At 69.1% G+C, this 22,483-nt stretch carries 25 protein-coding genes; 5 read left to right on the top strand and 20 right to left on the bottom strand.

Annotated features, from left to right (window positions below; genetic code table 11):
• Positions 1-30: 30 nt before the first annotated feature.
• The 5 genes from G6N49_RS07265 to lspA are packed head-to-tail and all read right to left on the bottom strand — an operon-like array spanning position 31 to position 4,261.
• On the bottom strand, positions 31-1,173 hold the full coding sequence (locus tag G6N49_RS07265) for an RNA polymerase sigma factor (RefSeq protein ID WP_083045288.1): 1,143 nt from the start codon (positions 1,171-1,173) through the stop codon (positions 31-33).
• 49 nt (positions 1,174-1,222) lie between these two features.
• Positions 1,223-1,603 carry a YciI family protein gene (locus G6N49_RS07260; RefSeq protein ID WP_083045287.1) on the bottom strand — a complete coding sequence of 127 codons (381 nt, stop codon included), beginning with the start codon at positions 1,601-1,603 and terminating at the stop codon, positions 1,223-1,225.
• Positions 1,604-1,632: 29 nt separating this feature from the next.
• Positions 1,633-2,571 carry an EamA family transporter RarD gene (gene rarD, locus G6N49_RS07255; RefSeq protein ID WP_083045286.1) on the bottom strand — a complete coding sequence of 313 codons (939 nt, stop codon included), beginning with the start codon at positions 2,569-2,571 and terminating at the stop codon, positions 1,633-1,635.
• Positions 2,568-3,482, bottom strand: a complete 915-nt coding sequence (locus G6N49_RS07250) for an RluA family pseudouridine synthase (protein WP_011560485.1) — start codon at positions 3,480-3,482, stop codon at positions 2,568-2,570. Before G6N49_RS07250 ends, rarD begins: the two co-directional genes overlap by 4 nt.
• A 14-nt stretch (positions 3,483-3,496) precedes the next feature.
• On the bottom strand, positions 3,497-4,261 hold the full coding sequence (gene lspA / locus G6N49_RS07245; RefSeq protein WP_163647403.1) for a signal peptidase II: 765 nt from the start codon (positions 4,259-4,261) through the stop codon (positions 3,497-3,499).
• 39 nt (positions 4,262-4,300) lie between these two features.
• On the opposite strand from lspA, the gene G6N49_RS07240 reads away from it, so the two are divergent.
• Positions 4,301-5,230, top strand: coding sequence for an asparaginase (locus tag G6N49_RS07240; RefSeq protein WP_011855989.1), 930 nt, complete (start codon positions 4,301-4,303; stop codon positions 5,228-5,230).
• A gap of 4 nt (positions 5,231-5,234) precedes the next feature.
• Here G6N49_RS07240 and G6N49_RS07235 read toward each other — a convergent pair whose 3' ends face one another.
• The gene (locus G6N49_RS07235; RefSeq protein ID WP_083045284.1) at positions 5,235-6,596 is read right to left on the bottom strand and encodes a DNA polymerase IV; all 1,362 of its coding nucleotides are present in this window, start codon (positions 6,594-6,596) and stop codon (positions 5,235-5,237) included.
• An 87-nt stretch (positions 6,597-6,683) separates the two neighbouring features.
• Between G6N49_RS07235 and G6N49_RS29910 the strand changes: the two genes are divergently transcribed.
• A complete protein-coding gene (locus G6N49_RS29910; protein WP_423226879.1) occupies positions 6,684-6,872 on the top strand; it encodes a zinc finger domain-containing protein in 189 nt (62 codons plus the stop codon).
• Positions 6,869-7,708: a zinc finger domain-containing protein gene (locus G6N49_RS07230; protein ID WP_083045283.1), complete on the top strand. Its 840-nt coding sequence runs from the start codon at positions 6,869-6,871 to the stop codon at positions 7,706-7,708. The genes G6N49_RS29910 and G6N49_RS07230 overlap by 4 nt, the downstream gene beginning before the upstream one ends.
• Before the next feature lie 108 nt (positions 7,709-7,816).
• Here the strand turns inward: G6N49_RS07230 and G6N49_RS07225 are convergent, their stop codons facing one another.
• The 11 genes from G6N49_RS07225 to G6N49_RS07175 form a co-directional block, all read right to left on the bottom strand.
• Positions 7,817-8,662, bottom strand: coding sequence for a phage major capsid protein (locus G6N49_RS07225; protein WP_083045095.1), 846 nt, complete (start codon positions 8,660-8,662; stop codon positions 7,817-7,819).
• A gap of 155 nt (positions 8,663-8,817) precedes the next feature.
• Positions 8,818-9,312, bottom strand: coding sequence for a hypothetical protein (locus tag G6N49_RS07220; RefSeq protein WP_083045094.1), 495 nt, complete (start codon positions 9,310-9,312; stop codon positions 8,818-8,820).
• Positions 9,305-9,526 (bottom strand): hypothetical protein, encoded by a 222-nt coding sequence (locus G6N49_RS07215; protein ID WP_083045093.1) that lies wholly within the window; start codon positions 9,524-9,526, stop codon positions 9,305-9,307. Before G6N49_RS07215 ends, G6N49_RS07220 begins: the two co-directional genes overlap by 8 nt.
• Positions 9,523-9,831 (bottom strand): hypothetical protein, encoded by a 309-nt coding sequence (locus G6N49_RS07210; protein WP_083045092.1) that lies wholly within the window; start codon positions 9,829-9,831, stop codon positions 9,523-9,525. Before G6N49_RS07210 ends, G6N49_RS07215 begins: the two co-directional genes overlap by 4 nt.
• Positions 9,828-10,100 (bottom strand): hypothetical protein, encoded by a 273-nt coding sequence (locus tag G6N49_RS07205; RefSeq protein WP_083045091.1) that lies wholly within the window; start codon positions 10,098-10,100, stop codon positions 9,828-9,830. The genes G6N49_RS07210 and G6N49_RS07205 overlap by 4 nt, the downstream gene beginning before the upstream one ends.
• Positions 10,097-10,495, bottom strand: coding sequence for a hypothetical protein (locus G6N49_RS07200; RefSeq protein ID WP_083045090.1), 399 nt, complete (start codon positions 10,493-10,495; stop codon positions 10,097-10,099). Before G6N49_RS07200 ends, G6N49_RS07205 begins: the two co-directional genes overlap by 4 nt.
• Positions 10,496-10,583: 88 nt before the next feature.
• Positions 10,584-12,719: a DUF3854 domain-containing protein gene (locus G6N49_RS07195; RefSeq protein WP_083045089.1), complete on the bottom strand. Its 2,136-nt coding sequence runs from the start codon at positions 12,717-12,719 to the stop codon at positions 10,584-10,586.
• Positions 12,716-12,994 (bottom strand): hypothetical protein, encoded by a 279-nt coding sequence (locus tag G6N49_RS07190; RefSeq protein ID WP_133056653.1) that lies wholly within the window; start codon positions 12,992-12,994, stop codon positions 12,716-12,718. The genes G6N49_RS07195 and G6N49_RS07190 overlap by 4 nt, the downstream gene beginning before the upstream one ends.
• Complete coding sequence (locus tag G6N49_RS07185; RefSeq protein WP_110807682.1) at positions 12,991-13,275, bottom strand: hypothetical protein; 285 nt, start codon at positions 13,273-13,275, stop codon at positions 12,991-12,993. Before G6N49_RS07185 ends, G6N49_RS07190 begins: the two co-directional genes overlap by 4 nt.
• Positions 13,276-13,346: 71 nt before the next feature.
• On the bottom strand, positions 13,347-13,826 hold the full coding sequence (locus G6N49_RS07180) for a hypothetical protein (RefSeq protein WP_083045088.1): 480 nt from the start codon (positions 13,824-13,826) through the stop codon (positions 13,347-13,349).
• Complete coding sequence (locus tag G6N49_RS07175) at positions 13,823-15,193, bottom strand: recombinase family protein (protein ID WP_083045087.1); 1,371 nt, start codon at positions 15,191-15,193, stop codon at positions 13,823-13,825. The genes G6N49_RS07180 and G6N49_RS07175 overlap by 4 nt, the downstream gene beginning before the upstream one ends.
• Before the next feature lie 94 nt (positions 15,194-15,287).
• Between G6N49_RS07175 and G6N49_RS07170 the strand changes: the two genes are divergently transcribed.
• Positions 15,288-15,506, top strand: a complete 219-nt coding sequence (locus G6N49_RS07170; protein WP_083045086.1) for an RNA-binding S4 domain-containing protein — start codon at positions 15,288-15,290, stop codon at positions 15,504-15,506.
• Here the strand turns inward: G6N49_RS07170 and G6N49_RS07165 are convergent.
• Together G6N49_RS07165 and G6N49_RS07160 are read right to left on the bottom strand one after the other, a co-directional pair.
• On the bottom strand, positions 15,493-16,437 hold the full coding sequence (locus G6N49_RS07165) for a winged helix-turn-helix transcriptional regulator (RefSeq protein WP_083045085.1): 945 nt from the start codon (positions 16,435-16,437) through the stop codon (positions 15,493-15,495). The two genes, G6N49_RS07170 and G6N49_RS07165, sit on opposite strands and share 14 nt — an antisense overlap.
• On the bottom strand, positions 16,434-17,924 hold the full coding sequence (locus tag G6N49_RS07160; protein WP_011560491.1) for a carotenoid oxygenase family protein: 1,491 nt from the start codon (positions 17,922-17,924) through the stop codon (positions 16,434-16,436). The genes G6N49_RS07165 and G6N49_RS07160 overlap by 4 nt, the downstream gene beginning before the upstream one ends.
• A gap of 52 nt (positions 17,925-17,976) precedes the next feature.
• Here G6N49_RS07160 and G6N49_RS07155 point away from each other — a divergent pair, with 52 nt between their 5' ends.
• Positions 17,977-19,209 (top strand): acetyl-CoA acetyltransferase, encoded by a 1,233-nt coding sequence (locus tag G6N49_RS07155; RefSeq protein WP_064872533.1) that lies wholly within the window; start codon positions 17,977-17,979, stop codon positions 19,207-19,209.
• Between the two features lie 3 nt (positions 19,210-19,212).
• On the opposite strand, the gene ileS is transcribed toward G6N49_RS07155, so the two are convergent.
• Positions 19,213-22,347, bottom strand: coding sequence for an isoleucine--tRNA ligase (gene ileS, locus G6N49_RS07150; protein WP_083045084.1), 3,135 nt, complete (start codon positions 22,345-22,347; stop codon positions 19,213-19,215).
• Positions 22,348-22,483 lie beyond the last annotated feature (136 nt).

Genomic DNA, 22,483 nt, shown 5'->3' with positions numbered 1-22,483 from the left:
ACACCTGTCCGGCAAACGAACTCGCGTTTCTCACCGCAGGCGTTGCCGTAGATGCGCTCTCAGTGCGGGGTTGCTGGTGATCGCGAGTGCCCGCTGGTAGGCGATATTTGCCTCGGCCGTTCGGCCCGCGCGCTCGAGAAGGTGTGCGCGGGTGGTCCACGCCGGTTGAAACCGGTCGAGCGCAGGGTCATCGATCGCCGCGAGTGCCCGCAGACCGGCGTCCGGCCCGTCGATCTCGCCGTCGAGGGCCGCCAGCGCCACCGCCGCACCGAGTGACGGCGCCACCCGCAGCAGGGCCAGATAGAGCTTGCGCAGCGCCCGCCGATCCACCGGGCGGTGACAGTGTGCCGAGTGGATGGCCGCCTCGTACTGGAACCGGCCCGGCCGCCGGTGGGTGTGCGCGCGCCGCAGCAGATCCTCGGCCCGGGCGATCAACTCGTGGTCCCACCGCGCACTGTCCTGATCGTCGAGGCCGACGAACGCGCCCTCGACCCCACGCCGCGCGGGGCGGCGCGCCTCGCCGAAACACACCAGCGCGGCCAGGCCGAGCACCTCCGGATCGGCGGGCAGCAACTCGGTCAGCAGGGCGGTCAGGTGCAACGCCTCGGCGGCCAACGAAGCCCCCGGGTCGTCGGGTGGGCCGCGCTGCCAGTCGATGGCATAGACGCCGTAGACCGCTTCGAGCACGGCGGGCAGCCGCTCGGCCAGATCGTCACGTTCCGGCAGGGTGAATGGCACACCCGTGTCGCGGATACGCCGCTTGGCCCGTACGAGCCGCTGCGCCATGGTCGCCGGTTCGACGGCGAACGCCTCGGCGATCGCCGCCGCGTCGACACCCATGACCACCTGCAGCATCAGCGGCGTACGGACGTTGACCGCCACCGAGGGATGCGCACAGACCAGCATGAGCTCCAGGCGTTTGTCCGGGATGGCCGGCCAGTCGACGGATTCCGCTGTCACGTCGAGGTTCTCGTCGAGACGAGCGGCTCGGCGGTGACCGGCCGAGCGCCAGCGGTCGCGCAATCTGTTGCGGGCGACGGTGATCACCCAGGCGGCGGGTTCGGCCGGGATACCGTCGACCGGCCATCTCCGGAGCGCGCGTTCGAAGGCATCGGCGAGCGCGTCCTCGGCCGCGGCGATGTCGCCGGTGGGCGCCGCGAGGGCGGCCAGCAACCGGCCGTGTGATCTGCGGCTCAGGTCGGCGACCGTGGCCGCGGCACCGTCATTCAGGGCTGAACCAGCCCTGGCCGGTCGAGTAGGTCACCGCCACGGGTCGTACCTCGACAGCGCCGAACGCCGCGGCGGGATTGCGTTTCGCCCAGTCCAGCGCCGCGTCGAGGTGCGGGACGTCGATGACGAAGATCCCGCCCAGCCGCTCTTTGGTGTCGGCGAAGGGGCCGTCCTGGATGTCGACGGTCCCGTCGCGGGCGGTGACCGTCGTGGTGAGCGCCGCGGACTGCAACACCTGCGTGCCCACCAGCACGCCGGCCGCGTCCAGGTCCTCGGCGTATCGGGCGAACGCCGCCCGCGTGGGGGCCATGTCCTCCTCGGTCAACCCGATCTCCGGGCCTTCGGGGTAATGCATGATCAGGCAGTACTGCACGGTGTCCTCCCGGTGTCGTGGACGGGTCGTCAGCGTGATGACGATTTCGATTCGTCCCGATCGACATGTTCCGCCGGTGTCGTGGAGGTTCGCTCCCTCGGCGTGCGACGGCGCACGGCATCGGCGGCCAGCAGGGCCAGCGCCAGCCAGATCAGTGCGAAGCCGATCCACCGTCCGACCGGCATCGGTTCGTGCCCGATGACCACACCCCAGGCCATCTGCAGACCAGGATTGATGTAGAACAGCAGACCCAGCGTCACCAGCGGGAGCCGCTGCGCGGCCGCGCCGAACAACAGCAGCGGGATGGCCGTGACCGGGCCCGCCAGCAGCAGCAGACCGGTGTGTGCGAGCCCTTCGCTGAGGAAATGCCCCCGGTCGGTGAGTTCCAGCGCCAGCACGTAGCCGCCCGCGAACGGCAGCGCGATCAGCGTCTCCACCGCGACGCTGACCCGCGGGTCGGCGGTGACCACCTTCTTCACCAGCCCGTAGAGCGCGAAAGACACCGCAAGGGCGAGTGCGATGTAGGGCGGTGCGCCGATTTCGACGGTGAGCAGGACGACCGCGGCGACGGCGAGCACCAGCGCCACCTGCTGCGAGCGGTTGATCCGTTCCCGGAACACCAGCACCCCGAGCGCGACGCTGAGCAGCGGGTTGATGAAATACCCGAGGGCGGCGTCCACCACGTGTGAGTGGGTGGCCGCGTAGATGTAGACCCCCCAGTTCGCCGACACCAGCGCCGACGCCGCGAGCAGTTGCAGCCAGGTGCGCCAGGACAATCGGAGCAGATCGCCGAGGCGACGGGCCACCGCGAGCACCAGCAGCAGGAACACCACACTCCACACGATGCGGTGCGCGAGGATCTCGAGAGACCCGGCGGGCAGCAACAGCAGGAAGAACCCCGGGCACAGCCCCCACCAGACGTAGGCGCCGATGCCGAAGAGCAGGCCGTTGCGGCGCGTCTCGGTCACCGCGCGTGACGGCGCAGGACGTCGAGGGCGTGCTGCAGATCGGCCGGATAGGGGCTGGTGATCTCGATCCGGCGACCGTCGGCCGGATGGGCGAACGCCAGCGAACGGGCGTGCAGCCATTGACGTTCGAGCCCGAGACGGCGGGCCAGCGTGGGATCGGCGCCGTAGGTCAGATCGCCGCAGCACGGGTGGTGCAGCGCGGCGAAGTGCACCCGGATCTGGTGGGTGCGGCCGGTTTCCAGTTCGATGTCGAGCAGGCTGGCCGCCTGAAACGCCTCCAGCGTGTCGTAGTGGGTGACGCTGTGCCTGCCGCCCTCGGTGACGGCGAACTTCCAGTCGTGGCCCCGGTGCCGCCCGATCGGCGCGTCGATCGTGCCGCTGCTCGGGTCCGGATGGCCCTGTACCAGCGCGTGATACCGCTTCTCGACGGTGCGCTGCTTGAACGCCCGCTTGAGCACCGTGTAGGCGCGTTCGGACAGGGCGACGACCATGACCCCCGAGGTGCCGACGTCGAGGCGGTGCACGATGCCCTGCCGCTCGTGGATGCCCGACGTGCTGATCCGGAAGCCGGCGGCCGCCAGACCACCGAGCACGGTGGGGCCGTGCCATCCGACCGTCGCGTGGGCGGCCACCCCTGGGGGTTTGTCGACGGCCACGATGTCGTCGTCGGAGTACAGCACCGCCATACCCTCGATCTCGACCGGGGTGTTCTCCACCGGCGGCGGCGCCTCCGGCAACCGCACCTCGAGCCAGGCGCCCGCCGTGAGGCGGTCCGACTTACCCGCGGGCGCGCCGTCGATGTCGACCCCACCGTCTTCGGCGATCGCCGCCGCCGCGGTGCGTGACAGCCCCAGCAGCCGCGACAGCCCGGCGTCCACCCGCATTCCGCCCAGCCCCTCCGGCACGGGCATCGACCGTGTGGACACTATGACGGGTCAGCCTCGGGCCGGGCCACCGGTTCGGCGCCGCGCCGTCCGACGGGGTCGGATTCGTCGCCCGGCTGGCGCCGTCCGACCGGGTCGGATTCGTCGCCCGGCTGGCGCCGTCCGACCGGGTCGGATTCGTCGCCCGGCTGGCGCCGTCCGACCGGGTCGGATTCGTCGCCCGGCTGGCGCCGTCCGACGGTGTCAAAGTCGAACCCGAACAGCGACAACACCACCAGCAGGATCGCCCCACCGACCACCGACGGATCGGCCACGTTGAACACCGGCCACCATCCGATGGACAGGAAGTCGACGACGTGGCCGCGCAGCGGTCCGGGCGACCGGAAGAAGCGGTCGATCAGGTTGCCCATCGCGCCGCCGAGGATCAGCCCGAGTCCGAGCGCCCACCACGGCGACACCAGCCGCCGGCCCATCCAGATGATGCCGATGACCACGCCCGTCGCGACCAGGGTGAGCACCCAGGTGTAACCCGTGGCCATGGAGAAGGCCGCCCCGGAGTTGCGGACCAGGGTCCAGGTGACCGTGTCGCCGATGATCGACACCGGCTGGCCGGGCGTCAGCAGCCGCACCGCGAGCACCTTCGTCACGACGTCGAGCACCAGGATCACCGCCGCGACCGACAACAGCAGGCCCAGGCGCCGCCGCGGCCGGGGTGCCGGGTCGACCGGGACGTCCGGGGGTTCCGCGGCGCCGGTCGTGGGCTCCACCTTGCCCGATGCCTTGCCCGGTGTTTCGTCAGTCACCACACCATCATCCCAAACGGTCGATACGGGACAATTCCGCACGTGAGCCTTGTCGTGATCACCACCGGCGGCACGATCGCCACCAGCACCGACGCCGACGGCGTACGCCGGCCCACCCGCCGCGGCGCCGACCTGACCGCCGGTCTGGACGTGACGGTGGTCGACGTGCTCAACAAGGACAGCTCGCAGCTCACCCCCGCCGACTGGGACCGCATCCGCGACGCGGTGCTGGCCGGCACGGCGGACGGCGCCGCCGACGGCGTCGTCGTCACCCACGGCACCGACACCATGGAGGAGACGGCGCTGTGGCTCGAACTCACCTACGACGGCACCACCCCGGTGGTGCTGACCGGTGCGCAGCGCGGGGCCGACGCACCCGATGCCGACGGCCCGGCCAACCTGCGGGACGCGGTGACGGTCGCCGGCGATCCCGAGGCCCGCGGACTCGGGGTGCTCGTCAGCTTCGCCGGTACGGTCCGCCGGCCACTGGGCCTGCGCAAGGTGGCGACCGAGGACCTCGACGGTTTCGACGGACCGGTGGTGGGCCGAGTCGCCGACGGCCGGTTCACCGTGACCGGGCCCAAGGTGCGTCCGTACCTGGGCGACGTGTCGGCGGAACGCGCACCGCGCGTCGACATCGTCACCACCTACCCGGGCGGCGACGCCGCCGCCCTGTCCGCCTGCGCGGCCGCCGGGGCGCGGGCGGTCGTCCTCGAGGCGCTGGGTGCCGGCAACGCCCCGCAACCGGTGATCGACGGGGTACGCCGGCTGTGCGCCGACGGGGTGCTCGTGGCGGTGTCGACGCGGGTGCCGGGTGGGCGGGTCCGTCCCGCCTACGGTCCCGGGCGCGACCTCGCCGACGCGGGTGCGCTCATGGTGCCGACCCTGCGGCCCGCGCAGGCGCGGGTGCTGCTGATGGCCGCACTCGCCGCGGACGTCCCGGCCGCCGAGGTGCTCGCCGAATGGGGCTGACGTGTCAGGGCAGGTCGGCCTGCGGGAGCGCGTCCACGTAGTCCGCCCAGTCGAGGCTGTCGACCGGATTGGCCCGGACGACGTCGGGCACCGTGTCGGGGAAGGTCTTCGCCGGCCCCGGCCCGGTGCTGCGCGTCTCGAACCGGATGGTCATGACCCCGTGACCGGCCCCCTGGATCCAGCCGTGCCCCAGTTCCGGATGCGCGACGTCGTCACCGACCCGCCACGCCGGCGGTACGGCAGCCGCCTCGCTCACCGACATCGGCACCGCCGGACGGGTGGCCAGTTCGTCCTCCACCAGTTCCAGGTCGGGGAACAGTGACTCCTGGCGCACCTCCGACAGGCCTGAAAAGCCCACTCCCACAAGGCGGATGGGGCCGATCTCGGCGGGGTCGACAAGCAGCCGGCGGGCGGTGGCGCTGAGCGTCGCCGCGTCGGTGGTGGCCGACGGCAGCGTGGCCGACCGGGTCAGCGTGCTCATATCCGACTTCTTCAGCTTCACGGTGACCGTGCGGGCTCCGCGCCCGTCCTTCGCCAGTCGCCGGTGGGCGTGGTCGGCGATCGGCCCGATCGCCTCGCGAACCTGATCGAGGGTGATGAGGTCGGCCGGGAACGTGGACTCGGCGCTGATCTGTTTGGCCTCGGCCCGTTCGGCGACGGGCCGGTCGTCGATGCCGCGGGCGAGCCGGTGCAGCGCCGGACCCACCGTGGCGCCGAGGATGTCGGCTACCTCGGCCTCCGAGAGCGCCGCGAGCTGACCGATGGTCTCGATGCCGAGGCGGTGCAGTCTGTCCTCGGCGACCGGTCCGATCCCCCACAGCTTGCGCACCGCCAGGCTGTCGAGCAGACGGCGTTCGTCGGCGCGGCGCACCACCCGGATCCCGTCCGGCTTGGCCAGGCCCGAGGCGATCTTGGCGATCTGCTTGCCCGACCCCGCCCCCACGGAGGCCACCAGCCCGGTCTCCTCCAGCACCCGCGCGCGCAACAGTTCGCAGAACTCTTCGACGTCGGCCGCCGACGCACCGGCCAGCTCCTGCGGTTCGCCGAACGCCTCGTCGAACGACAACTGTTCGAGTACCGGGACCAGGGTCCGCACGGTGTCGAACACGCGTCGGCTCGCCAGGCCGTAGACCACACCTCGCGGTGGCAGCACCACCGCCGGTGCGCCGACCAGTCGGCGGGCCTGGTGCATCGGCATCGCCGAACGTGCGCCGTGCACCCTGGCCTCGTAACTGGCGCCGGCCACCACACCGCGACCGCCCAGACCGCCGACCAGCACCGGCCGTCCCCGCAGGGTGGGCCGGGTCAACTGCTCGACCGACGCGAAGAACGCGTCCATGTCCAGGTGCAGGACCCAGCGAGTCATGCGTCCATCGCAACGTCCAGGTTGAAAACGAGCCCGGCGACGGCTGGCACCGTCCCGGGCGTTGGCCGAACTAGACAGGAGCTCGACATGCCGAACGGTAACCCTTCCCCAGACACTCAGCCAACCCTCACCCACCCGTGCCCGTTCTGCGAAGCGCGCCCGGGCCAGCCCTGCCGCGACATGATCGGCGACCAGGCGCGGGTCGTCGGCCCGCACCTGACCCGCATCGCCGCGGCCGTCGACCCGCAGACGGTGCGCCGGGGTGGCGCACGATGAGCACACCCACCGACCCGCACACCGCCCTCACCCACGCCTGCCCGTTCTGTGGTGCCGCGCCGGGGCAGCCCTGCCGCACCCGCACGAGCAACGCCGACACGCGGCCACACCTCCGGCGCTGGGCCCTCGCCGACACCTCGCGGCAACAGCCGGCCGAAACGCAGCGGGCGCTGTGCTGCGAATGCGGCCATCTCCGCAGCTACCGGCAGGCGCGCAACACCCTCGGCGACGGCTTCAGCGACACCACCCGCTGGCACCGCATGACCGGCGAACTCGGCTGCCAGTCGTGCGGGCGGGTGACACGGCACGCGCTGCTCCGCACCGGCCCGCGGCGCGACACCGCCGAGGAATGGCAGCGCATCGCGCTCGGCGACGAACCCACCGACGACACCGACGCCGAGTCACTCCGACGCCGCTACCGCCAGGGCGAACTCCCCCGCAACCCGTACCTCAACCACGGGTACTGGTCGGGTGCCGCTCGCAAAGCCTGGGCGGCGGGTGAAGCCACGGTCCCCACGCTGTGCGGCGGCACAATGCGCCTCGACCGAGACCCCGCCACCGACTACCCGCCACCGGACGACTTCCTCCCGCCACCGCAGTTCCGAACACAGGAATATGAAGACCCCGAGACCGGCCTGTGGTGGGTCGATATGGACTGCGTCGACTGCACCCGCGTAGCGAACACCTATCGGCTCGAGCAGGAACGCAAACAGCTGCTCGTCGACCTGCTCGAGGTGTCGAACGCAGTGACCCGCCTCGACGCGTCCGAGGTCGCCGGCCTACGCGACCACCTGGCTGAGATCATGCGGAAGGTCGCCGGAACCGACCCGGCCTAGCCTGGGCCGCTGGCAGTCCAGGGGGGAGGGGGGCTGGTCGGGGGGAGTCTCGCCTATGCCATGAGGGGCGGCTCTGATGGGGCGCTTACCCTAACGTCCCCTGGGGGTCTATGCGGGCGCGGTGACCGTGAACTTGCCGATCCTGTTGGGCCGTACCACGTTGGCGCCGAACCTCCAGGTGCAGCGCACGCCCACGCTGTCGGCGTTGAAGTACACCTGATCGGACGTGGCGACCTGGACTTGCCCGACCGCGCTGACGACCGCGGCCCGGTCGATCACCAGGCCGGTGTCGGCCGGGACGGCGGGGTCGACGAGGACAGGCAGGTCGAGCAGGAACCGTTGGGCGTCGGTGGCTCCGGTGCCGAGCAGCGAACCGGCGTAGCCGGTACCGATTTTGAACTTACGCAGCGATGCCCACGCTGATGGCGACATGACGATGTGCGACGGGGTCGAGTAGTTTTCGGCGAGCTCGGCGAGCAGGTCGACCAGGCCGTCGAGGGTGGTTGCGACGGTACCGCCGTCAACGATGCCGGTGACGTTGAGCAGGCCGGCGGGTGGGGTGACGGCCGGTGGGGTTGGTGCGGCCTGCGCGATGTAGGCGGTGTTGGCGGCGCGGGTGACAGCGCGGGCCACGCTGGTCGACAGCAGTTGCGACGCATTGGGCTGGCTCCACTGTTCACGCGAGAGCCGGATCAGCTGGGCGACTTTGCCGGTGTAGACCAGCACCTCACTGAGTGCGGGGTTGGCCTCGGCGATGGCGGCGCCTTCGGCGACGAACCCGGCGCTGGCGTCGTCGACGTACTGGACGCGGACGGCGGGGGCGTCGCCTTCGACGGTCCCGGCGACGGTGGAGGTCGCGAGGATGAGGGCGTCGGGGACGGCGATGTCGGGGGCGACAGCGGTGACATCGGGCGACCAGGCTGTCGCCGACGTGACTGTGGTTTCGGTTGCCATGTGTTTGTCCTAACGGGGTCGGGATACGCGTAAAGCCGCGCACCGGGAATGGTTTAGGTTCTCGGTGCGCGGCTCGCGTCGACCGTTGCCCGCATGGGCGGAAACGTTGCCGGACCTCTGGTGTCTCACCGCAAGATCAGGCGTCGATGCCGATTCTACCCTTTGAACGCCTGCTCCCAAGCGTCTCCGACTGGTGCCGTCCGGTCGCGGCCCTGGCTGCGGTCGGGTCTGGGTGCACGCCGGACCGGCGCGAGGCCGAGCGCCTGCGAGGCCACGTCGGCGGCCTCGGTGACCTTGGCTGGGTCGACGCGCCCGTCCTCGTCGAGCAGACCGGCCAACTTGACATCGGCGGCCCAGATGGCCTGCGGCTTTTGGAGTTGTTGCCCGGCGATCCGTTCGACCTCGGCGCGCTGCAACGCTTCGACGGTGCCGCGGAGTTGGTCGCGTTCGGCCTGGACTTCGCGTAGCTGCAGCCGGTAGCGGGCCTCGCGGCGGTTCGGGTTGTCGTCCTGGTCGTCGTCGGGTTCCGGCTCCGCGGTCTGCTCGGGTGATGCGTTCGCCGAATCACCCGATGAGGCCGCCGCGGCGGGGTCGCCTACTTCGGTGTCGTCTACTTCTGGTGGGTCGAACTGGTCTGCGGTGTCAGTCATCATTTCGTGCTCCTTCGGGTGTGGTCGGGTCGGATTCCCATGCAGGACAACAGATACCGTCCTCATCGAACGCGAAACGCATTGTGGTTTCGGGGGCGACGCCTCGCGGGTCGCCGTCGGCACTCTCGACGGGCGCCGCCTCAAGATTGAACGTGACGGTCTTTCCGGCGACGCGCTGTTTGAACGCGGCGACGGGATCATCGGGGTCGGTCATGCGGCTTTCTCCGTTCGGTCGTCTCCCGCTGCTCTCGGTCGTCCGCGGCGCGGCTGATTGATCCGGCCGGCCACCACACCCTGTGGTCGCTGCCGTGCGGGCAGGGTGTCGAACCACACCGCGCACCCGGCCAGGGCTGGGCAGTCGCGGCACAGCCGCAGTGCGATCTGTTGGGCGTGATCGGCGTCTTCGGGGTCAGCATCCGGGGCGGGTGGGTCAAACAGCCGGTGACGGCCTCTGCACCGGGCGCCCGGTAGGTGCGGCACACCGGCCAGCGACGCGAGCAGCTCCTCGAGCGGGTTCACCGGTAGATCACCTCGAGTTCGGCGTTGTGATCACGGCGTGCCCAGTAGCGCAGGCCGTCGATGATGAAGTCGCTTCCGGTGTGCGCCATAGCCTCGCGGGTGCGTTGGCGGCCACGTTTGACCCATTCGCGGGGGATGGTCGAGACGCCGTTGACGGTAGGCAGTGCGCGCACGTCTTCGGTTCGCACCCCGAACAGCAGGGCCATAGCTTCACTGTCGAGCATCGGCTCGCCGTCGACGTCGGTCAGAGTCACAGTCAGGGTGCTCATATGGCCCTCACAGTCCGCACAAAGATCTCTTGCGTCGCCGGGTCGGTCGACACCTCGAACACGCCTGGGCACGACTCCTCGGGGTCGTGGCGCAGAGTGCCACGCCAGGACCGCGGTTCCTCGGTGCTCGGGTCGGGGTGCCAGATGTGTTCGGTGACCAAGCCGAACTCGATCTCACGGGCCGTCTTGACGCGGCGGCCGTCGCTGTAGTGGTGCGGGTCGCCGCACTGGGCAGCCAGGGCGGCGACGTCCTCGATCAGATCGTGGAGCGCGTCGAGGGGGGTGTCGTGGTCGCCTTCGCACATCGCGCCGCCGATCTCGTCGGTGGTCCACTCGATGCGCTGTTTGACCAGGGTGGCGGCGTACTTCAGGTAATCACTCGCGGGGATGGTCATCGGTTCTCCTCGTCATGTGCGGGTTGGGGTTCGGGTACGTCGTGGTCGTCGATGAGGTCACGGTCGGCCTGCTCGACGTGTGGTCTGGTCATGCTGCAGCCGCCGGGCATTCGGGCTTATGACCTTGGGTTGCGATATGGCAGCCGCAGGTGTCGCAGCGGCCCGGGCCGGTGATGAGGCGCCGCAGCAGGCTTGGATCAGTGCCAGAAATATCGGAAACCCGGACAGGCGTATCGGCCTGCCTGTCTGTTCTTCTATAGGGGTTGGGGGTTGGTGGTGGTATTTCTGGCACTGAATTAGGGCCCAGCGAGTCCAGCGCGGTCGAGTCCAGCGCGGTCGGCTCGATGCCGTCGGCGAGTCGGTAGTACCAGATGGTTACTGGCTTACCCCTGTGCATGCCCTCGGCTTCGTCGCAGTCGAGAACCTCGAGCATGTGCAGCGCCTGCAACTGTCGGTCGACCGTGGCCCTCGGTTTCCCGATGCGTTTGCGAATCTCGGCCGTCGAACTGTCTGGCTCGTCGGCAAGGTCGTCGATGATCGCCAGACGCAGCGGCGGCATGGAGTCCCGAGCGCAGCGGATCGCCAGCCGCAGCGCCGCTACGCGTTCCATGCCGAGCGCGACACCGCCGCGCACGATCTGCGCCAACTGCTTGGCGAACCGGGTCGGCATTTCCGGGGCGTGGGCGTCGATCACATCGCCGCGGTAGTCGTATTCCACGCCGGTCCGCGCCAACGTGACGAGGTCGGCGGCCCGCAGCAGAACGTCGGTCTCCTCGTCGGTGACGGTCACCGGCTCGGTGTTGATGCCCGCCAGGACGCCGGCCACCGCTGCGGCCAATTCGGCGCGCATGCGTACTTCGCTGCCAGTGTTGCCGATTGCCTTGCGGCCGGCGACTTGTCGACCCTTGGTGGAGTCCATGCGGACCAGGACGAACCGATCACCCATGCTGGCGATGACGGCATGCGCTTTGTCCCACGCGGTGGTCACCGCGCCGATGACGGCGATACGTCCTGCCCATTCGAGGGTGAGGCCGCCGTCTGCGCCGACGTTGCGTGACCAGCGGCCGTCGTAGACCTCGCGTAGCGCGCCGAGCACCTGGGCGCGGGTCTCGGTGTTCATCGACAGAATGCTGGTCACGTCTTTGATGACCAGCACCCCGCGTGGCTCTAGCTTGCGGAGCAGCCCGCCGGTGGCGTCTTTGGCGCGGTCTTTGCGTGGTGTCGCCGACAGCAATCCTGCCTCGGTGATGGTGGACGTGATGACCGCTCCAACGCCGTCGAGCGCCTGCACGGTCTCGGTTTTCGCGTTGCCGCTACCGGATATCAGCAGCAGCCACAGCGGGTCGCCGTCGAGGCGTTCGACTGCCGCCGTGGCCAGGACGGCGTCGAGTGCGTCGGTGTCGTAGTCGTCGCCGAGCCAGCGCCGGAACACGGTGTGCGCCTGGTCGAGGGTGATCGGCTCGGCGGCAACAGGTTCCGGAGCCGCAGGTGCGTAATTTTGCGCACCTGTTCCATTTGGAACAGTTGACTCTCGCAGCGGGGCCGGTGACGGCTTGACAAGCCGCCACAGTTCCTCGACGGTGTGCCCGATCAGGTAGTCGTCGAGGCCGGTCTTGTTGTCGGTGTCGGGTAGGTGCAGGTACTCGACCTTGGCGCCCTTGCTCCGCAGATAGTCCGCGAGCGCCGAGAGTGCTTGCCGCACGGACTGTTTGCGTGCCACGTCACCGTCGAACGCGAGGATGACTCGGCGGTCATTGAGCGCGACGTCGTGCCAGTCGGCCACCGCGGTCTTACCGCCGGCGTCGTTCTTCCCCCGCCATGACCACACGCCGGGCAGGGCAACGCAACACAGGCCGTGCTCCGCGGCGCAGTCAGCTTTCTTGACACCCTCAGTGACGAACAGCGGCACCGAGGGATCGCCGACCTTGTCGCCGACGCCGGGCGGGATGTCGATGCCGTTGCGCTGCTCGACGGGTGTCTCGTATTTGACCTCGCGGCCCTTGCCGTCGGTGCGCGGATAGTCGGGCCGGTACTGATAACCCCACGTCGACCCGTCGGCGCGCAGCGACGGCACCAGCAGGCCGGGTACTCGACGCCCGGCCTGGGCCACACCCACGTCGATGAGGCGGCCCTTGTCGTTGACGGTTTCGTACCCGCGCAGCTCGACGCGCTTGCCGGTTATTCCGGACGCAGCGAGCGCGTCGAGGTGGTGTTTGGCGATCATCGGCCCACCGCTTTCGCCGCGCACCGGGGTCCGCGCATCCGCGCCAGACTTGCCGCCGAGGTGATCGGCCGGCGGCAGTCAAGACACCGCATGGCGATGCCGTAGCCGTAGCCGCGCAGTACCGCTATCGCCGCCTCGACGGCGCGGTCCTCGGCGGTTGGCGCGGTGTAGCCGTCCTCGGCGCGGTGACCATTAGAATGTGGGCTAGCGACTGTGGCGGTTGTCGAGGTGTCCCGGCCCGAGGTGGCCGGGATTCTTCGTATCTGGGTCGTCATGCCGCACCGCCGTCGAGGTCGGCGAGACGGTCAGCGACCACAGCGGCGCGGTCAGCGGCCGGCTGCCCGCCACCGCAGCGCAGCAGGGCGGCGATCCGCGCGCACTGCTCGTCGCTGAGCGGCGGCGCTGCGGCCACCACGTCGGCGACGATCTCGGCGAGCCGCTCCGCTGCGTACTGGCGGGCTATGTCGTCTTTGTTCGGATGATTCCAGCGGTGAGCGGCGGCGTTCTTCGCCTGTAGCTCACGGGACTTTCTCGATGTTGCCCTGGTTGCGGACACACTGAACCCCTTCGGGTTCGGCGCCCTGCACGATTCCGAATGCCTTCACAGGCGGGCAAGTAGAACCGATGCTACTGCATGTGCTGTCGGGATTGGAGCAGCGTCGGTTTCCCGGGGTGTCCCGGCGTGACGCCGCTGGTGATCGCGAGGACGTCGCGGGCGAACACCGTCGCCGTGACATGCCGGCAGTTGACGTCGAAACCGGCGTCCGGCCCCCACTCGGCCAGTTCGTCGACATCGTAGGTATGCCCGGGCCAGTGCCGGTCACCGTCGAGCGTGTTGCGTGCCCGCGCCGACGGCACCGATCGGTCGGCGTTCATGCCCGGCGAGAACTTGTAGTCATGGGTTCGCGCGAGCGTCCGGTCACCTAGCCGGATCACGGTGGCGCGCGGCTTTCCGCACTTGCGGCACAGGTAGCGGTGAACGGTCACCTTGGAGACCACCTCGGCGTTCTCCAGGTGCTGGTAGGCGTCGTGGACTGCTTGCGCGCGGTCCTCCGCCGCCTGTAGCAGGTCGGTGAACCACCGTCCGAGATCAGCGTCTTGCGTCACTGCGCGCCCCTCCAGTCGATGTCGATGTACTCCGGGTGGAAACCCTTTGTGCCGCGAGGTGACGGCAACACTGTCACGACCATCAGTTCGTCGACTATCTTGCCCTTGAGGTCCGCGGAAAGTGCGTTCCAGTGCTCTGTGACGGCCTCCCCGGCCGCCAATAGGTTCGCCACGGGCGACGTCCGGGCAAGGTCCGTCAAGACAGCATCAACCTCTGCAAGTTGCTCGCGCAATTCGGTTGTCCCACGCCGCAATTGGCTGGCATCGATCTCACCGTCTGCGAACATTGCGGCGAGGTCGTCTAGGCGGGCCTGCAACACGGTGCGCTTGGTATGCAGCGCCGCGAGGTCGACGCCGTTGTCTCTCGTCAGCTTCGAATGAATGTCCGTGCCTTTGAGGTATTCGAGGACCACCATTTCGACGTATTCGTCGAGCGTTTCCCGTTGGCGCAGGACGTGTCCGAAGTCGCGGCACACGTAGGCGCGTTGCCGACTTGCTGCGGGCTGGCACGCCTTCATCAGACCGCCACACTTGCCACATCGGTAGACCCCGGTGCCGATGTACTTACGTTCAAAGCCCATCGACCTCCGCCGCGAGGGGTCGGTCAGGAATGCTGCAAGCCCGTAATGGGTGTCAGTGTCGATCAGCGGCTCCCAATCGCCGGGCCCGACGACCTTGCCGCGATGCACCCTCAGAGCGGCATAGCGCGGGTTCAGTAACACACCGCGGACTTGTCTGCTGTTCCAAGCGTTGCCGAGGGACGTTGTCACGCCGCGACCATTCCACTCGGCGCAGACCTTGCGGAGGGACTTCCCTGCCAGCACGTCGGCGACTGCGGTTCGGAAGAGTGTGGCCTCGGGTTCTAGAGGCGTCCCGGTCATGGTGTAGCCGAATGGCCGGTTCGCGGTCTGCCACTTCCCCGCGGCCGCCTTCTGCTCGTTCGCCCTCTTCTGCCGCTCACCCTTGTGTTCAGACTCCTGCCGGGCCACGCTGCCCAGGATGCGGGCGAGCATCCGGCCGGCGCTGGTGGACAGGTCCAGGTCTCCACCGTTGACCGTCCGAATTTGCACGCGACGTTCGTCAGCGATGTCGATGAGCCGTTCGAGGTCCTTCATCGACCGGTACAGCCGATCTGTGTGCCAGCAGAGCAGCGCGCCGAACTCTCCCGCCTTCATGGCGTCGAGCATGGCCTCGAACGCCGGACGCGACTTGCCGTTGAACGCCGACAGGTCGTTGTCGTCGAACCGCGTCACAACCTCCCAGCCGAGGCGGTCGGCCAGCGCGAGGCAGTCCTCCAGTTGGCGCGTCACGCCCAGGCGTTGCCCCGTTTGGTCCTCGGAAATTCGTGTGTAGACAGCGGCTCGCACAGCGATTACTTTATCAGTGCATGACCCGTCTGTTCAGGTGCAGGACCCAGCGCACGTCCACACCTGCAGATGCTAGGGCGTTAGCCTGAGCGTCATGGCGGCGCACGAGGTTCCGATCGGTGACGACACGATCCGTCTCGGTCAGTTCCTCAAACTCGCCTCGCTGATCGACAGCGGGGCGGATGCCAAATCGGTGATCGCCGACGGGTCGGTCACCGTCAACGGCGAGGTGGAGCTGCGCCGGGGCCGCCAACTCCACCCCGGCGACACCGTGACCCTGGGCGGGGACTCCGCGCGCGTCACCCGCGGATGACCGCCTGCTCTCCGGCGCGGGGCAGGATCCGGACCGCGTCGGCGGTCAACGTCTCCTCGCACTGATCGCAGGCCAGTTCCGGGACGAAACGCTGTCCGCACACGGTGTGGGTGAGGATCAGCGCCGGCCCCTCGGGTGCCCCGAACCACTCCTCGGCCCAGTGGATCGACGATGCGACGACCGGGAAGAACGCCCGGCCCTTGGGCGTGAGGTGGTATTCGGACCAGTCGGCGCGCTGCGGATGGGCGGCGCCCTGCAGCACCCCGATGTCGCAGAACACCCGCAGGTGCTCGGCCACCATCGCCGCCGGCGCGCGCAGGCGGCCCTGGAAGTCGCTGAACCGCCGCGTCCCGAGGAACGCCGCACCGATGATCGCCGAGGCCCAGCGGTTGCCGAAGATCGCCATGGTCTCGGGGAACAGCCCGGCCTGGGCGGTCCCGTCGCCGCGGGCGCGCCTGCGGGTCGCGCCGCGGGGTACGGACCGCTGCCAGCCCCCGCTGGGACCCCACCGGCCGTCGACGTCGGTCGATTCGACGGCGCGACGGCAGCTGGCACAGCGCAGCACCGGCGAGAATTCGCGACCGCAGCCGCGATGCGCCATCGCGGGCAGCGACGAGGTGTGGCCGGGGACCCAGGTGCGCTCCCAGTGCCAGATCGACACCAGCACCGGCCACAGCGCCCAGCAGCGGTCCGTGGGAACGTAACCGGCGCGCAGCGGTTGCTGCTGGTAGACCTGGCGGTCGAGCAGCCCGTCGTCCACCATCGAGCGCAGCCGGTTGGTCAGCACGGCGGTGGAGATGGGCAGGGTGCGGAAGTCGGTGAACCGCCGTGCGCCCAGGAGGGTTTCGCGGACGAGGAGCAGCGTCCACTCGTCGCCGAGCAGGCCGAGCATCCGGCCGACGGCGTTGACCGGCCCGCTGCCCCCGGTCACCGCGGGCTGTGCCAGCGCCGCAGCTCAGCCCCGGACACCCACGTCGAATGTGTTCCGCTGCAGATTCTTTCAGGAAGCCGCAGCTTGCACACCGGACCGTCGGCGATCCGCGCGGCATCGAACACCAAGCAGTAGGAGGCGTCGTCGTTCATGTCCGTGGTCAGGGTGACGAGGTAGCCGTCGTCCTCGGCGGTGCCGTCCTGACGCGGCGCCATCGCGGTCTCGCTGCCGAACACGCCGTCGCCGAACGTGATCCGCTCCTCGGTACCGTCGCGCAGATCGTGTTTGACCAGCCCGTCGAACAGGAACCAGCCCGGTTTGCCGGTGGCGGCGTACACGTAGCGGTGCCGCCGGGTCTGGTAGTCACCGTTCATCATGCCGAATTCGGTGAGGCTGTCCGACAGCCGTTCCTCGGTGGCCGCCCCCGTGGCGAGGTTGAACCGCCAGCGGTGCAGGTGCGATTCGAACCCGTCGAGTGCCAGGTAGCGGAAGGCCGCGTCCTCCAACGACTTCGCGCCCTTCGTCGACGGTGACGGGTTGTCCTGGAAGAACCCGTCGAGCACGATCTCGTCACCGTCCTCGTAGGCGTTGACGAAGTGCAGGGCATACGTCGGGTCGGTCTCGAACCACCGCACCTGCGACTGGTCACCGCGGCGGGGCAGCACGGCGAAACGCGACGGCATGTCGCGGTGGAAGACCGGTGCGTGGATGTCCTGCTTCAGCAGCGACGGCTCCCAGAACAACGGGAAGTCGTTGAGGATCACGTAGTTCTCGGTGAACGCCATATCGTGCGGCATCCGCGGCCCGGGCAGCGCGACGTCGGTGTGGTGCACCAGGTTCGCGTCCTTGTCGACCACGCCGTAGCGCAGATGAGGCGCTTCCTTGCTGTAGCTGAAGAACAGCAGCTCCCCGGTGACCGGGTCGATCTTGGGATGCGCCGACACCCCCCAGTCCGGGAAGTCGCCGTGCCAGGTCTCCTTGCCGAGGGTGTCGGCGGTGTACGGGTCGACCTGGTAGAGGTCGCCGCACATGTAGAAACTGGTCAGCGCCGTCCCGCGGTGGACGACGACGTCGGTGCTCGACGCGTCCTTCATCCGCGTGCGCGCGCCCCAGCCGTCGGCGCGTTTGGCGGCCGAGGGCATCTCGATGAACCCGGCCCACAGCGGTCCCCCGGCCTCGTTCTCGGCGAGGAAGCCGTCGGTGCGGACGAAGCGGTTGCGGTAGGCCGCTTTTCCCCCGCCGAACTCGACGATGTGGATCATCCCGTCACCGTCGAACGGGTGGTAGGCCGTCGCGGCCGGATGCAGCGGGTTCTCCGTGTTGCGCAGGTACATGCCGTCGAGATCGGCAGGCACCTCGCCGGCGACCACCTCGAGGTCGTCGGCCCGCCACTCGGTGACCTGGGGGCGCCACGGCCCGGTGCGGTACGGATGGTCGTCATCGGCGGGCAGCGTCGAGGCGAAGGTCTGCAGGCGTTCCACTCGCATGGCCGAAAACTACAGTTGACAGAGTGACTCTGTCAATTGAACTATAGGCGTCATGCAGGACATCTGGATCCTCGGCGCGTACCAGAGCGATTTCGCCCGCAACCTGAGCCGGGAGGGCAGCGATTTCGGCGATCTGACCGCCGAGGTGGTCGGGCACACGCTGGCCTCGGCGCGGATGGACGCGGACGCCGTCGAGGTCGTCCACGTCGGCAACGCGTTCGGCGAGTTGTTCGCGGGCCAAGGGCATCTCGGCGCCATGCCCGCGACCGTCGACGACGCGCTGTGGGGAGTACCCGCCTCCCGGCACGAGGCCGCGTGCGCGTCGGGCAGCGTCGCCACCCTCGCCGCGATCGCCGACCTGCGCTCGCGCGCCTACGACGTGGCACTGGTCGCCGGCCTCGAACTGGAGAAGACGGTGCCCGGACCTGTCGGCGCGGCCCACCTGGCCGCGGCCGCCTGGGTCGGGCACGAGGGAGAGGATACGAAAAACATCTGGGCACAGGTGTTTTCGCGCGTCGCCGATGAATACGACCGCCGCTACGGACTCGACGAGATCCATCTGCGCGCGATCGCCGACCTCAACTACGACAACGCGCGCCGCAACGGCAACGCCCAGACCCGCGGCTGGGCGGTGCCCCACCTCGCGACCGACGGCGCCGACGACGACGACCGCAACCCCGTCGTGGAGGGCCGTCTGCGGCGCTATGACTGCAGCCAGCTCACCGACGGCGGTGCGGGCATCGTGCTGGTGACCGACGACTATCTGCGGGACCACCCCGACGCCCGGCCGCTGGCCCGCATCGAGGGCTGGGGCCACCGCACGGTCGGCCTCGGATTGACCCAGAAGCTCCGGCGCGACGCGGACTCGCCGTACGTGCTCCCCCACGTGCGCGGTGCGGTGCACGACGCGTTCGGCCGCGCCGGGATCGGTTCCGACGCCCTGGACGCGGTGGACGGCTTCGAGGTGCACGACTGTTTCACCCCGAGCGAGTACCTGGCCATCGACCACATCGGGCTGACCGGACCGGGAGAGTCCTGGCAGGCCGTCGAGAACGGTGACATCGCGATCGGCGGCCGGCTTCCGATCAATCCCGGCGGCGGCCTGATCGGCGGTGGGCATCCGGTGGGCGCCACCGGCGTCCGGATGCTCGTCGACGCGGCCAAACAGGTCAGCGGCACCGCCGGTGACTATCAGGTCGACGGCGCCGTCCGATTCGGCACCCTCAACATCGGCGGGAGCACCGCCACCACGGTGAGCTTCCTCGTCGGGGCGCCGCCGCGCTGATCCTCACGCCTTGGCGATCGCCACCCGCACCCCGTCGCCGATCTCGGACCCGTCGGCCGGCTCACCGAATTCGAAAGCGGTGGCGAGGATCTCCCCGGCGATGAGGTCCCGGTGCGTGCGCGCCCACTCCTCGTGGGTCTGCGGCACCGACATCACCACGCTGATGCGATCCGACACGTCGAGGCCACTGGACTTGCGCAGCTCCTGCAGTTCGCGGATGCGGTCCTTGGCCCAGCCCTCGGCCTCCAGTTCAGGTGTCACCGTGCCGTCGAGCACCACCAGCCCGGCACCGTCGGGCAGCGCCGCGGTGAACTCCGCATCGGCCGCCACCAGCCGTGCGGTGTACTCACCGGGCTGCAGCACCGCGGGTCCGGCCGTCAGCGTGCCGTCCGCGTTGACGACCCCCTCCCCCGCCTTGACCGCCTTGATCGCCGCCTGCACGTCCTTGCCCAGGCGCGGGCCGGCGACGCGGGCGTTGACCGTGAGCTCGAAGCGGCCGTAGGTGTCGATGTCGTCGGTGAGCTCGACGGCCTTGACGTTGAGCTCGTCGGCGATGAGGTCGGCGAACGGTTCGAGCTGAGCCGGATCAGTAACGGCGACAGTCAATTTCGGCAGCGGCAGGCGGACGCGCAGCTTCTTGGCCTTGCGCAGCGACGAGGCGGTCGAACACACCGCGCGGACCTGATCCATCGCGGCGACCAGCGCCGGATCCTTCGGCAGTTCGTCGGCCGACGGCCAGTCGGTCAGGTGCACGGACCGCCCACCGGTCACCCCGCGCCAGATCACCTCGGTGACCAACGGCAGCAGCGGCGCCGCCAGCCGTCCGGTCACCTCGAGCACGGTGTGCAGGGTGTCGATCGCGTCGGGATCCTCATCCCAGAATCGCGAACGGGACCGCCGCACATACCAGTTCGTCAGCGCCTCGGTGAACTGCCGCAGCTCGTCGCACGCACCCGAGATGTCGCAGACGTCCAGAGACTCGGTCAGGTCGTCCCGCAGTTGCGCCAGCTTCGCGAGGATGTACCGGTCCAGGACATGGCTGGAGTCGGTCCGCCAGGTGCCCTTCTTCGGGGCGTAGAGCGCCAGGAACGTGTAGGCGTTCCACAACGGCAGCAGCACCTGCCGCACACCCTCGCGGATGCCCTGTTCGGTGACGATCAGGTTGCCGCCGCGCAGGATCGGCGAGGCCATCAGGAACCAGCGCATCGCATCGGAGCCGTCGCGGTCGAAGACCTCGGTGACGTCGGGGTAGTTGCGCAGCGACTTGCTCATCTTCTGGCCGTCGTTGCCGAGCACGATGCCGTGGGACACACAGGTTTTGAACGCCGGGCGGTCGAACAGCGCAGTGGCCAGCACGTGCAGGGTGTAGAACCAGCCGCGGGTCTGGCCGATGTACTCGACGATGAAATCGCCCGGGAAGTGCGCATCCTCGTCGGGTCCTCCGTCGAACCAGTCCCGGTTCTCGAACGGGTAGTGCACCTGGGCGTACGGCATCGACCCGGAGTCGAACCACACGTCGAGCACGTCCTCGATGCGCCGCATCGTCGACTTACCGGTCGGATCGTCCGGGTTGGGGCGGGTCAACTCGTCGATGAACGGCCGGTGCAGGTTGGTCGGCCGCACCCCGAAATCCCGCTCGAGTTCGTCGAGGCTGCCGTAGACGTCGATTCTCGGGTGCGCGGGATCGTCGGACATCCACACCGGAATCGGCGTGCCCCAGTAGCGGTTTCGCGAGATCGACCAGTCACGGGCGCCCTGCAGCCACTTACCGAACTGACCGTCCTTGACGTGTTCGGGATACCAGGTGATCTCCTGGTTCAGCTCGACCATCCGGTCCCGGAATTCGGTGACCTTGATGAACCACGACGACACCGCGCGGTAGATCAGCGGATTGCGGCAGCGCCAGCAGTGCGGATAGGAGTGTTCGTAGGTCTCGTGCCGGACCAGCACGGCGCCGTTGGCGCCCGCCGAACCGGTGCCGTTCTTGAGGTCGCGGATGATCTGCGGGTTGGCGTCGAAGACGTGCTGGCCCTGATAGTCCGGCACGCTGGCGTCGAACCGGCCCTTGGAGTCGACCGGTGTGACCGGCGTGATGCCGACGGTATCGGTGGTCGCCTTGTCGTCCTCGCCGTACGCCGGCGCCATGTGGACGATGCCGGTGCCGTCCTCGGTGGTGACGAAGTCGCCGCGCAGCACCTGCCAGGCGTTCTGCGCCTCGGGTTTGTCGGTGAAGTACGGGAACGGCGGCAGGTAGCGCGTGCCGAGCAGTTCGCTGCCGGTCATCGTGGCCAACACCTCGGGTTCCTCCCCGATTTCGCGGGCGTAGGCGGCCAGCCGGGCCTCGGCCAGCACGTAGCGCCTGTCACCGACCGCGACCTGCACGTAGGTCACGTCGGGGTTCACCGCCACCGCCTGGTTCGACGGCAGCGTCCACGGTGTGGTCGTCCACACCAGCAGATGCGATCCGGCCAGCGGGCCGTCGACGGCCTGAACGCCGACGGTGATCGCGGGGTCCTGCCTGCTCTGGTAGACGTCGTCGTCCATCCGCAGTTCGTGGCTGGACAACGGGGTCTCGTCGTTCCAGCAGTACGGCAGCACCCGCACCCCCTGATAGGCCAGCCCCTTGTCCCACAGCTGCTTGAACGCCCAGATCACCGACTCCATGAAGCTGAGATCGAGCGTCTTGTAGTCGTTGTCGAAGTCGACCCACCGCGCCTGGCGGGTGACATAACTGCGCCACTCGTCGGTGTACTTCAGCACCGAGGCGCGGCACGCGTCGTTGAACTTCTCGATGCCCATCGCGTCGATGTCGGCCTTGTCGGTGATGCCGAGCTGTCGTTGCACCTCGAGTTCGGCGGGCAGCCCGTGGGTGTCCCAGCCGAAGCGGCGTTCCACCTTGTAGCCGCGCATGGTGCGGTAGCGGGGAACGATGTCCTTGACGTAGCCGGTCAGCAGGTGCCCGTAGTGCGGAAGCCCGTTGGCGAACGGCGGCCCGTCGTAGAAGACGTATTCGGGGGCCCCGTCACGTCCGGCGATGCTGGCACGGAAGGTGTCGTCACTGGCCCAGTAATCCAGGACGTCGGCTTCCAGTTCGGGGAAGTTCGGCGCTCCACCGGCCGGTTTGGGATAGGCGGTCACTCGCGTTGTCTCCTGTGCCAAATTGCGGCCTCCGGTCTCGGAAGCCTGCAACGATCCGGCACGGGGACGACGTCACGCCGATGCGCGAGCGCCGCGGTACCACCCCGCTTGCGCACAACGATGTGCGCCGCTTGAT

This window comes from Mycolicibacterium monacense, from assembly GCF_010731575.1.
Taxonomy (GTDB): domain Bacteria; phylum Actinomycetota; class Actinomycetes; order Mycobacteriales; family Mycobacteriaceae; genus Mycobacterium; species Mycobacterium monacense.
This window is presented reverse-complemented; position numbering and strand designations above follow the sequence as displayed.

What these genes read in the sequence shown, in the direction of transcription:
- G6N49_RS07250 (WP_011560485.1), bottom strand. Translation starts at nt 3,482, where the DNA reads ATGCCCGTGCCGGAGGGGCTGGGCGGAATGCGGGTGGACGCCGGGCTG.
- G6N49_RS07235 (WP_083045284.1), bottom strand. Translation starts at nt 6,596, where the DNA reads ATGACTCGCTGGGTCCTGCACCTGGACATGGACGCGTTCTTCGCGTCG.
- G6N49_RS29910 (WP_423226879.1), top strand. Translation starts at nt 6,684, where the DNA reads ATGCCGAACGGTAACCCTTCCCCAGACACTCAGCCAACCCTCACCCAC.
- G6N49_RS07230 (WP_083045283.1), top strand. Translation starts at nt 6,869, where the DNA reads ATGAGCACACCCACCGACCCGCACACCGCCCTCACCCACGCCTGCCCG.
- G6N49_RS07225 (WP_083045095.1), bottom strand. Translation starts at nt 8,662, where the DNA reads ATGGCAACCGAAACCACAGTCACGTCGGCGACAGCCTGGTCGCCCGAT.
- G6N49_RS07220 (WP_083045094.1), bottom strand. Translation starts at nt 9,312, where the DNA reads ATGACTGACACCGCAGACCAGTTCGACCCACCAGAAGTAGACGACACC.
- G6N49_RS07215 (WP_083045093.1), bottom strand. Translation starts at nt 9,526, where the DNA reads ATGACCGACCCCGATGATCCCGTCGCCGCGTTCAAACAGCGCGTCGCC.
- G6N49_RS07205 (WP_083045091.1), bottom strand. Translation starts at nt 10,100, where the DNA reads ATGAGCACCCTGACTGTGACTCTGACCGACGTCGACGGCGAGCCGATG.
- G6N49_RS07200 (WP_083045090.1), bottom strand. Translation starts at nt 10,495, where the DNA reads ATGACCATCCCCGCGAGTGATTACCTGAAGTACGCCGCCACCCTGGTC.
- G6N49_RS07195 (WP_083045089.1), bottom strand. Translation starts at nt 12,719, where the DNA reads ATGATCGCCAAACACCACCTCGACGCGCTCGCTGCGTCCGGAATAACC.
- G6N49_RS07190 (WP_133056653.1), bottom strand. Translation starts at nt 12,994, where the DNA reads ATGACGACCCAGATACGAAGAATCCCGGCCACCTCGGGCCGGGACACC.
- G6N49_RS07170 (WP_083045086.1), top strand. Translation starts at nt 15,288, where the DNA reads ATGGCGGCGCACGAGGTTCCGATCGGTGACGACACGATCCGTCTCGGT.
- G6N49_RS07160 (WP_011560491.1), bottom strand. Translation starts at nt 17,924, where the DNA reads ATGCGAGTGGAACGCCTGCAGACCTTCGCCTCGACGCTGCCCGCCGAT.
- G6N49_RS07155 (WP_064872533.1), top strand. Translation starts at nt 17,977, where the DNA reads ATGCAGGACATCTGGATCCTCGGCGCGTACCAGAGCGATTTCGCCCGC.